The organism is Kribbella sp., from assembly GCF_035655035.1.
GTDB lineage: Bacteria > Actinomycetota > Actinomycetes > Propionibacteriales > Kribbellaceae > Kribbella.
Genome location: NZ_DASRVN010000602.1, coordinates 1 through 6,111, shown reverse-complemented (window position 1 = coordinate 6,111; position 6,111 = coordinate 1). Strand labels below are relative to the sequence as shown.

The following is a 6,111-nucleotide window of genomic DNA, read 5'->3' as shown; positions in this document are numbered from 1 at the left end:
GGCGCCTCGGAATCGACTCGATCAGGCGATCAGCTGCCGGAACGCGCGAGCCACTTCTGCGGGGTGCTCCATCTGCGCGACGTGCCCGGACCGCGGCAGGTAGAGCAGGTGCGCGTTCGGGAACGTGCGGTGCGCCTTGGTACGGATCCGCGCGTCGACCAGACGGTCCTTGCCGCCGTAGATCAACAGCACCGGGCACTGCACCTTGGCTGCGTCCGCCCACAACGAGCGGCGCGGTCTCGCTAGCGACGAGCGCAGGATGCTGCGGGCGCCTTCCACGGTCGCCTGGCGGCCCCACGGATCAGTGTCCCTTCGGTGAAGCTCAGCCTCGTACGCTGCACGCACCTCCGGTGGCAGCGACCGCGGGTCGCCGAACACCATCGCAAGCGACGCCTCAAACCGCTGGTCGAACGGCAGGCGCTGCGTCCGCTCCAGCACGGCAGGACCCAGTCGCGGTGTGGCCAGTGCTGTGAACCACAGGGCGCTCGCAGACACGCGTGGATGCGGTAGAGCCGGTGAGATGAGGGTCAACGAGGCCACCAGGTCCGGCCGCTGTGCAGCCAGCGCCACGGACGACGCCCCGCCCATCGAGTTCCCGAACACGTGCACGGGCCGGTCGTACTCCCGCTCCAGCAGCTGCACGAGTATGTCGGCCTGCTCGGTGATCCCGGTCACGCCCGACAACGGCGTACGGCCAAAGCCGGGCAGATCGGGCGCGATGCCGCTGATGGTGTCTTTGAGCAGCAGACCGAGCGCCGTCCAGTTCAACGACGACCCACCGAGACCGTGCACGAACAGCGCGGGCGGCAGGTCCGGTGCGGCAGCCGGCAGGTCTCTGACCAGCAGTTCGACCCCTGCGACCGGCACCCGCCGTTCCGGCCACTCCTGTAGTTCCACGGGTACGGCGTCCCCGGTTACTGACCCGTAACTCTCCACAGGACCCATGTTAGGCCGGTCTGCTGGTGGAGACTGGGACTTATGGCGGGTGTGCAGCAGCAGCTGACGACTGAGGTCGATGGGCAGACCATGAAGCTCACCAACCTCGGCAAGGTGCTGTATCCACAGTCCGGGTTCACCAAGGCCGAGGTGATCGACTATTACCACCAGGTGGCGGAGGTGCTGCTGCCACACCTCACAGACCGTCCATTGACCCGCAAGCGGTGGCCCGACGGTACGGACGCGGCGTTCTTCTTCGAGAAGAACGCTCCTCGCGGTACGCCGGCCTGGGTACGTACGGAGACCCTGCCGACGCCCGGGAGCTCCACCGGACGCGACGAGATGAGCTTCGTCGTGTGTGACGACGTCCAGACAGTGGTGTGGCTGGCGAACCTGGCTGCGCTCGAGCTGCACGTCCCCCAGTGGCGGATCGGGCTGTCCGACCAAGGGAAGGACCCGCAGGCCGACCTGATCGTTTTCGATCTCGATCCGGGGCCAGGAGCGAGCATCGTCGAGTGCTGCGACGTGGCGCTGGCGCTGCGGCAGCTGTTGCACCACTACGACATGGAGGGCTGGCCGAAGACCTCCGGCAACAAGGGCATGCACCTGTACGTACCGATCGAGCCCGCGTCGTCCAGGGAGACCAGTGCGTTCGCGAAGCAGCTCGCAGAGCAGCTGGCGGAAGCCCTGCCCGAGAGCGTCACCGCGAACATGACCAAGGCGCTACGGCCCGGCAAGGTGTTCATCGACTGGAGCCAGAACGCCAGCGCGAAGACCACGCTCGCGCCGTACTCGCTTCGCGGCGCCGACGAACCACGGGTCTCGACCCCGATCGACTGGGACGAGGTCGCCGCCGCTACCACCCCGCAGGACCTGAAGTTCCTGCCGCACGACGTACTCGCCAGGCTCGAGGAGTACGGCGACGTACTCGGGGAACTGTACGACGATCCCGCAGCACTCCCGCAGACCTGATCGAAAGGAGCGAGCCGGATGACCAGCGAGACCGAATACGAGGGCCCGGACAACGACAACCTGCCCGACGACGCGTCCGAGGCGGACGTCCTGGAGCAGCGCCTGGCATCGACGGAGACGGACGACCGGCCCGAGGACGAACCACTCCCCGACGAGGCGGACCCCGCGGACGTCGAGGAGCAGCGCCGCGCGGTAGGCGGTACCGACGAGGACGAGGACGGCTACCGCTGACGCCGACGTGATTGTTACCACGTTGGAACGGCCGTACCCCGGCACCCCGCAGTACCGGAGGGCGGGGAAGCTACTGGCCGGGAGGACTGCTGGGTAGGATTCGGGGAACGACCTGGTGGCGGACGCAGACCGTCGCCGGAGCGCACCATCGAAGGAGCCCGACGTGTCGACGACACCGGAGACCGCACCCAAGCGCGGCAGCCGCCTGCCCCGGCTGGCGCGTCGCGCGCAACTGCTCGAGGCGGCTCAGGAGGTCTTCGTCGCGAACGGATACCACGCCGCCGCGATGGACGACATCGCGGACCGGGCCGGGGTGTCCAAGCCGGTCCTCTACCAGCACTTCCCCGGCAAGCTGGAGCTGTACCTGGCGCTGCTGGACACGTCCTGCGAGGCGATCGTCGCCTCCGTCCAGGACGCGCTGAAGTCGACCGAGGACAACAAGCTCCGGGTCGCGGCCACCATGCACGCGTTCTACGACTACGTGGCGAACGCGCAGGGCGCCTTCCGGCTGGTGTTCGAGTCCGACCTGACCAACGAGCCGGCCGTCCGGGAGCGCGTCGACCGGGTCACCCACGCCTGCGCCGAGGCCGTCTCCGAGGTGATCAGCGCCGACGCCGGCCTGAACCGCGAGCAGTCGATGGTGCTGGCCGTCAGCCTGGTCGGCATGGCCCAGGTCAGCGCCCGCTACTGGCTCGGCGCCGGCAACCCCACCCTCCCCCAGGAACACGCCGCCGACCTGGTCGCGTCCCTGGCCTGGCGAGGCATCCGCGGCTTCCCGCGCACCGACGGCTGACCTTCCCCGCTCCGGAGGTTCTGCTCTGGGCGGACGGGTGCGGGCCGGCGCTGGGGAGCGGATAGGCTCGAAGCGTCACCGGCGAGAGCCGCCGGTCGGAGCTTGTGCCCGGAGGGTTTCGTGGAGGTCAAGATCGGCGTACAGCACGCCAATCGTGAGTTGGTTCTGGAGAGCGATCAGAGCCCGGAAGAGGTCCAGCAGCTCGTCGCGGACGCGCTCAACGGCAAGTCCGGTCTGCTCGAGCTGACCGACGACAAGGGCCGGCGGGTACTCGTCCCGGCCGACCGGCTCGCGTACGTCGAGATCGGCGAGGTCTCGACCCGCAAGGTCGGCTTCGGCGCGATCTAGGCGTGTCTTCGGAGACACGGCTGCGTCGCGTTCCGGACACAGTCGCGCGTGTCCGGGTTGCACGGGAGCGTTCAGTGGGCACGATTGAGGTAGACCTGCGTCCGTAGTGGTCTGGTTGTCACGGGGCACCGGGCCAGGCCGCAGGTCGGCCATCCCTCACAAGGAGGAACCGTGTACTGGGTCTGGATGCTCATCGTCAGCCTCATCGCGGGCATCATCTTCGGGCCGCTGGCCCGGCTGGTGCTCCCTGGCAAACAGAACATCAGCCTCGGCTGGACCATCCTCGGCGGCGGCATCGGCGCCTTCATCGGTGGTCTGATCGCCTACTTCCTCGGCGTCAAGGACACTCCCGGCCCGGACTGGATCCAGTACCTGATCCAGCTCGTCTGCGCCGCGATCGTCATCGCGATCATCTCCGCGCGTAACAGCAGCAAGCCCAGAGCCGCCTGATCCGACAGCAGCGAAACGGCCGCCATCCCACCCGGGACGGCGGCCGTTGCCCTGCCCGAGGGCCTGCTCGGCGTACTACGGTCCGCCGGATCGGCGGTCAGCCCTGGAGGCCGCCCAAGGCGGTCAGGCTTGGAGGCCGAGGGCGGTCATGCGGGCGGTGTGGGCCTCGGTGAGACGGGTGAACATCCGGCCGATGGCGGCCAGGTCCAGGCCGGGGCGGTCGACGCTGCCGGCCAGCAGCGCGGTCAGCGAGTCGCGGTCGGCGGCGATCCGCTGAGCCTGACTGAGGGCCTCCCCGACCAGCCGGCGGCCCCACAGCGCCAGCCGGCCACCCAGCTTCGGGTCCTCCTCGATGGCCGCGCGGACCCGATCGACGACGAACTCGGCCTGCCCGGAGTCCCCGAAGACGTCGAGCACCAGGGCCCGGGTGCCGGCGTCCACGAACGACGCGATCTCCCGGTAGAAGTCGTTCGCCAGGCCGTCCCCGACGTACGCCTTCACCAGGCCCTCGAGCCAGTCGGACGGCGCGGTGTGGTCGTGGAACGCGTCCAGCGGCGTCACGAACGGCCGCATCGCCTCCATCGGGTCGACGCCGAGCTCCACCAACCGGTCCCGGAGCCGCTGGAAGTGCCCGAACTCGGTGGTCGCGAGCGCCGCCAGCTCCGCCTTGTCGTCCAGCGTCGGCGCCAGCTTCGCATCCTCGGCCATCCGCTCGAACGCCGTCAGCTCGCCGTACGCGAGCACACCCAGCAGGTCCACCGCCGCGGCCCGGTAGGCGGGATCGTCAAAGGCCGTCTGCTCCATGCCCGGCACCCTATCGGGCAACACCGGCAGCGCGGCGAAACTGCGCGGGACAACCCTCCAACTCAGCGGTTATCCGCTCAGGTGGAGGGTTGCCCCCTCAAAATCCGGGTGGGCAACCCTGCAGTTGGCGGGGCAAGCCCGGAGCGGCAGGAGGGGGGTGCGGGAGTGGCGCACGCCACACGAGGCGGCGTTGACAGCTGCTGTGGTTACACTGGTGGGCGATTCGCCGGTGACGCGCCCAGATGGGCAAGCTGGTGCGAGGTGCTTGCACAGTGTCCCCGCGCCTCACGATCGGGGCTGTCCGGCCCCAGGCGCCCGGCCACAAGCATCTGTCCGCACAAGCATGTGAGAGGCGATCAGCCTGACCACCTTCCGAGAGCTCGGGGTGCTCCCCGAGATCTGTGACGCGCTCGACCGCGTCAACATCGTCGAACCCTTCCCGATCCAGGAAATGACTCTCCCGGTCGCCCTGATGGGCACCGATCTGATCGGGCAGGCCCGCACCGGTACCGGCAAGACGCTCGGCTTCGGCATCCCGTTGCTGCAGCGCACCATCTCCCCCGGCGAAGCCGACTACGAGGAGCTCGCCGCACCCGGCAAGCCGCAGGCGCTGGTCGTCACCCCGACCCGCGAACTGACCATCCAGGTCGCGAAGGACCTGGTGACGGCATCCACCGTCCGCACCGTACGGGTCCTCACCATCTACGGCGGCGTCGCGTACGAGCCGCAGCTGGACGCGCTCAAGAACGGCGTCGACGTCGTCGTCGGTACGCCGGGACGCCTGCTGGACCTGGCGAATCGCGGTGTCCTGGACCTCGGTCACATCAAGGTCCTGGTCCTCGACGAGGCCGACGAGATGCTCGACCTGGGCTTCCTGCCGGACGTCGAGCGGATCCTCCGCAAGACGCCCGAGTTGCGGCAGACGATGTTGTTCTCGGCAACGATGCCGTCGGCCGTGATCGGCCTGGCGCGCACCCACATGCGGCACCCGCTGAACATCCGCGCGGAGTCGCACGAGGACACCGAGATGGTGCCGACCACGGCCCAGTTCGTGTACCGCGCGCACGACCTCGACAAGCCCGAGGTCGTCGCCCGGATCCTGCAGGCCGAGGACCGCGGCCGGGTGATGATCTTCTGCCGGACCAAGCGCGAGGCGTCCCGGCTCACCGACGACCTGCAGGACCGCGGCTTCAAGGCGGCCGCGATCCACGGCGACCTGAACCAGCAGGCGCGCGAGCGGGCGCTGACCCGGTTCCGCGGCGACAAGGTCGACGTACTGATCTGCACCGACGTCGCCGCCCGCGGTATCGACGTCGAGGGCGTCACGCACGTCATCAACTACCAGTCCCCCGAGGACGAGAAGACCTACCTGCACCGCATCGGCCGCACCGGCCGCGCGGGTGCCAAGGGCATCGCGATCACCCTCGTCGACTGGGACGACATCCCGCGCTGGCAGCTCATCAACAAGGCGCTGGAGCTCAACTTCAACGACCCGCCGGAGACGTACTCCACCTCCCCGCACTTCTACGAGGAGCTGAACATCCCCGCGGGCACCAAGGGTGTCCTGCCGCGTGCCG

General features: G+C 68.9%; 8 protein-coding genes. 6 read left to right on the top strand and 2 right to left on the bottom strand.

Annotated features, from left to right (window positions below):
* Nucleotides 1–21: 21 nt before the first annotated feature.
* Nucleotides 22–897: an alpha/beta hydrolase gene (locus VFF46_RS31875; RefSeq protein ID WP_325040947.1), complete on the bottom strand. Its 876-nt coding sequence runs from the start codon at nucleotides 895–897 to the stop codon at nucleotides 22–24.
* Between the two features lie 81 nt (nucleotides 898–978).
* Here VFF46_RS31875 and ligD point away from each other — a divergent pair, with 81 nt between their 5' ends.
* The 5 genes from ligD (at nucleotide 979) to VFF46_RS31850 (ending at nucleotide 3,730) form a co-directional block, all read left to right on the top strand.
* Nucleotides 979–1,908 carry a non-homologous end-joining DNA ligase gene (gene ligD, locus VFF46_RS31870; RefSeq protein ID WP_325040946.1) on the top strand — a complete coding sequence of 310 codons (930 nt, stop codon included), beginning with the start codon at nucleotides 979–981 and terminating at the stop codon, nucleotides 1,906–1,908.
* 18 nt (nucleotides 1,909–1,926) lie between these two features.
* Nucleotides 1,927–2,139 (top strand): hypothetical protein, encoded by a 213-nt coding sequence (locus tag VFF46_RS31865; protein WP_325040945.1) that lies wholly within the window; start codon nucleotides 1,927–1,929, stop codon nucleotides 2,137–2,139.
* Nucleotides 2,140–2,302: 163 nt separating this feature from the next.
* Nucleotides 2,303–2,932: a TetR/AcrR family transcriptional regulator gene (locus VFF46_RS31860; protein WP_209693503.1), complete on the top strand. Its 630-nt coding sequence runs from the start codon at nucleotides 2,303–2,305 to the stop codon at nucleotides 2,930–2,932.
* A gap of 120 nt (nucleotides 2,933–3,052) precedes the next feature.
* Entirely contained in the window at nucleotides 3,053–3,280 is a 228-nt protein-coding gene (locus VFF46_RS31855) for a DUF3107 domain-containing protein (RefSeq protein WP_325040944.1), read from the top strand.
* A 171-nt stretch (nucleotides 3,281–3,451) separates the two neighbouring features.
* On the top strand, nucleotides 3,452–3,730 hold the full coding sequence (locus VFF46_RS31850; RefSeq protein WP_325040943.1) for a GlsB/YeaQ/YmgE family stress response membrane protein: 279 nt from the start codon (nucleotides 3,452–3,454) through the stop codon (nucleotides 3,728–3,730).
* A 123-nt stretch (nucleotides 3,731–3,853) separates the two neighbouring features.
* On the opposite strand, the gene VFF46_RS31845 is transcribed toward VFF46_RS31850, so the two are convergent.
* The gene (locus VFF46_RS31845) at nucleotides 3,854–4,534 is read right to left on the bottom strand and encodes a ferritin-like fold-containing protein (RefSeq protein WP_325040942.1); all 681 of its coding nucleotides are present in this window, start codon (nucleotides 4,532–4,534) and stop codon (nucleotides 3,854–3,856) included.
* A 451-nt stretch (nucleotides 4,535–4,985) separates the two neighbouring features.
* On the opposite strand from VFF46_RS31845, the gene VFF46_RS31840 reads away from it, so the two are divergent.
* On the top strand, nucleotides 4,986–6,111 hold a 1,126-nt coding region (locus VFF46_RS31840; RefSeq protein WP_325040948.1), incomplete at its 3' end, for a DEAD/DEAH box helicase.